The following is a 3,543-nucleotide window of genomic DNA, read 5'->3' as shown; positions in this document are numbered from 1 at the left end:
TTAAAACATTGCGTATAATACTTACGACATATACTCCATTTTCAATTTTTCACTTGCCGGTATACATTGCACAAAAGTGCCAAATTAGGGCGTTAGCGTCCTGCACGCATAAATATTAAGACGCGAATCAGTTAGCAGCAAAGCTTTATTTAATATAGCAGACTATCAGTAATCTGTTACATTATGCGTGCAGAAACTAGAATCCGCTAACTAAAGTTCGATAAAACAGATGGTTTTCCGAACCGTTAAGTAAATACTCAGTGAAAGCCGTCTACTGTCTGTCATTCCCGCAGTGGTAAGCGAGAATCCATTGTTTCAAAACATAGATTCCTGCTAAAAATCCGCAGGAATGACGTGCTTTACTGAGGACTTACACCGGTTAGCACGATTCTTGGTAATACGCCTATATTGGCTTTGTAACACCTTGTTATTCAATCATTAATCAATTTATAAAATTTTGGTTAATTATTTCATGCCGATTAGCCTCAAAACCAATGATATATTAAAGAATATTACCGTCATTTATTCCTAAATTAGCCTTGGAATTCCACTTTTGGCGGGTCTGTGAAGAGTTAAGCTTAACATGAGAGACAATCTAACCGGAAAATGTAAGAAAACTGCTATGCTTCATGGCTGAAATGCCAAGCGCGAAATATTGCACGATCCTTACCTTTGGCTTTATTCCAGTTCCGTTTATAAAAACGGAAGTTTTATTGGGTGAAATCGCAGCTATGTTACGGTTACCCCTTATTGCTTAAAACAACATGTTTCCATTTCTTTTCTTGTACAAAATCAGTTGGCGCATCAGCTCCTATGCCTGCCTTTCCCTCCTGTTTCCGCTTTAAATAGTATTTTGCTGCTTCTAGAGCAGGATCCCTCTTGGAAGGGGATATAATTCTGATGGTCTCAAGAAGGTCAGGAAGATATTTCTGAATAGTTTGGTATCCCTCACTAGCAAAGTATATATCCTCAGTACCACGCGGGACATCAAGACAATCGGAATCGTTTCTTAAATTTTGCAGAGTATCGAGTGGAAGTTCTTTTTCTATGTATTCTATTTTCTGCAAAGCATCCGTATTTTGGTCGAGTATAGTATCAGATAGCAATTTAAAAGCTGAGATAATCTTGCGGATAATTTTTTTATTTTTTCTAAAATGGTTTTCTGACCGCCACTTTCCCCGCTGGAAAACACCACTCAAAATTTCGTCGTTCATCTGGATTGTAATGTCAGTCAATTCAGATTCCAACTCTTTAAGAGTAGCTGCCATAATTGCATATCTGTGCAAAGAAGATTGATCTCTTAATTGTTTTGCTGAAAGATGCATGCCCCGTTGTGCAAAATGCTGTAAATATTTATTAGAAACAACATCAAAATTTATTGTATTTAAAGATAATTGCCGAATCGTCTTTATGCGACCTAAAATTGAAGTTACTTTGGCTGGCGTGGAACTGTAGACTTGTCTGTTAGTCAACTCAAACCACTTTGTATAATTATCCTCACCTGATAGAAGAAGCCCTTCCAAAGCTTCTATTCTCTTCTCTCCCAGCATGGAATTGATACTGTTAACTGCTTCATTAAGACTTTGATTTCTCGCAGACAAAATCAACCGTCTTAATACCTTAATACTTGGAAGAACAAATTTTCTTTTTCTTAAATGATCTTCGGTCTTTTTTATCCAATCAGGAAAGTGTCCAGGGTCTGGCATAGTTTGAATCAAGTAGTCTATTAAGTTTTGATGTTCGCTGGTAGGGAAAAGAGAAAGCCCAAGAAATTTCCGGACTATTTGAGCATGAACTTGGCGTATTCTTATGCTATCAGAATATTTCAACGGGATAAAATCGCCCTTAATTTTCAGTGCTCGTCCTACAAACTTAATTACTACCAAGGGTACACTCTCTGGCTGAAACTGAGACCTTCCAATAAACCGATGGGCTCCTAATTGAATCCCCAAAGCTATACGATAGGGATTTAAACGAAATTTTGTCTTTATGAAAAGTACTTGCTCTTTGTTCAAAGAAAAGTAAGCAAGAAGTTCCCGTTTACTAATGTCAGCAGGTACTTCCTCTAAGCCATAACGATAAAGGGTTCGATCTGTTTTAAATAATTCCGATTGAACCACCATAAGTGCCGCCTTTTGTAAGTGTAAAAACGGTCGTTATTCTACATCCAAATTGGAAAAGACTCAAGTTGTAAAAAGGATATACATGTTGTATAATTTTCTTTGGTTTTTCTTGTTAAGAGTTAACGGAGTGTGAAAATGGGTAAAACTGTGGCTTATATCAGGACTTCTACTGATAAGCAGGATTTGAACAATCAGAAATTAGAGGTATTGGAGTTTGCACGGAAGAAGAACCTCAAAGTAGATGAGTTCGTGGAAATTACAATTTCTTCCCGGAAAACTACTAAGCAAAGACGGATTGATGATCTCATGCAAAAGCTTGTAGGTTCGGATACGCTGATTGTTACCGAACTCAGCAGGCTGGGGAGAAGTACAGCCGAAGTTATTTCATTAATCAATGAGTTAATCGGCCGAAATATCCGGGTCATTGCCATAAAGCAAAATCTTGATATTCTCAAGCAGGACATGAATTCAAAGATTATTATTACCCTCTTTTCTTTGTTTGCAGAACTTGAAAAGGATCTGATTAGTCTTCGTACTAAAGAAGCTCTATCTGCTAAGAAAGCTCAGGGGATAACACTAGGAAAGCCAAAAGGCACTATACAGAAAAGCAAATTTGATAAGGACATTGATAGGATTAAAGAACTTCTAAAATTGGGGTTGTCAGTGAGAAAAATCGCCAAGTTACTTGGATACAATAACCATATTTCCCTTAACACTTACGTCAACAAGAGAAAAATTAGGGAAAATTTGGAGGTTAATTAGCTGAGGGTAATTAGAAGGTAAAAATATCAACCCTTTCACTAGAGGAGGAAACTCTCCTCTGGAAAGCGATTTAGATGTGTTAATGAAAAATCTATACATTCGCAAAATGCAGCAATCCCCCACTACCCCCAGTAGGTGATAAATGAAAACAAATCCTCCGATTAAAACAAAAAACACTGACAGAAGATCTAGGGAATTTTTGACACCCGATGAAATTGACCGGGTTATTGCCGGTGCCAGAAAAAGCGGACGACACAAGCACCGTGACACCACGATGATTCTGGTCGCCTACCGTCATGGTCTAAGAGTTTCCGAGCTTGTAGCATTGAGATGGACTCAGATTGATCTTGATACCGGCCTGATCCATGTGAACAGGAAAAAAAATGGCCTGAGCTGTGCTCATCCGCTGTTCGGACCGGAGATAAGAGCCCTGAGAAAACTGAAACGGGATGCAGTAGACAGTCCGTATGTTTTCATTACAGAAAGAAAATGTCCTATAACCACCTCAACCTTCAGAAAACTTCTTGCAAGGGCGGGAGAAAATGCGAAACTTAAAATTTCAGTGCATCCCCATATGCTTCGTCATTCGACCGGATACAAACTAGCCAATGAAGGAGTGGATACAAGAAGTATTCAGCAGTATCTCGGGCACAGGAAT

Annotated in this window: 3 protein-coding genes; 2 read left to right on the top strand and 1 reads right to left on the bottom strand. The window is 38.4% G+C overall.

All coding sequences use genetic code 11. From position 1 onward, the window contains the following. Nucleotides 1–740 precede the first annotated feature (740 nt). A complete protein-coding gene (locus KKC91_05715; protein MBU0478045.1) occupies nucleotides 741–2,123 on the bottom strand; it encodes a DUF4158 domain-containing protein in 1,383 nt (460 codons plus the stop codon). 135 nt (nucleotides 2,124–2,258) lie between these two features. On the opposite strand from KKC91_05715, the gene KKC91_05710 reads away from it, so the two are divergent. Both KKC91_05710 and KKC91_05705 read left to right on the top strand, forming a co-directional pair. After that, nucleotides 2,259–2,885, top strand: a complete 627-nt coding sequence (locus KKC91_05710; GenBank protein ID MBU0478044.1) for a recombinase family protein — start codon at nucleotides 2,259–2,261, stop codon at nucleotides 2,883–2,885. A gap of 142 nt (nucleotides 2,886–3,027) precedes the next feature. Beyond that, a partial coding sequence (locus KKC91_05705) for a tyrosine-type recombinase/integrase (protein ID MBU0478043.1) occupies nucleotides 3,028–3,543 on the top strand: 516 nt, incomplete at its 3' end.

It is taken from the genome of bacterium (assembly GCA_018812485.1).
GTDB lineage: Bacteria > JAHJDO01 > JAHJDO01 > JAHJDO01 > JAHJDO01 > JAHJDO01.
Note: the sequence above shows the minus strand (reverse complement) of the source record. Positions and strands in the feature narration are given on the sequence as shown.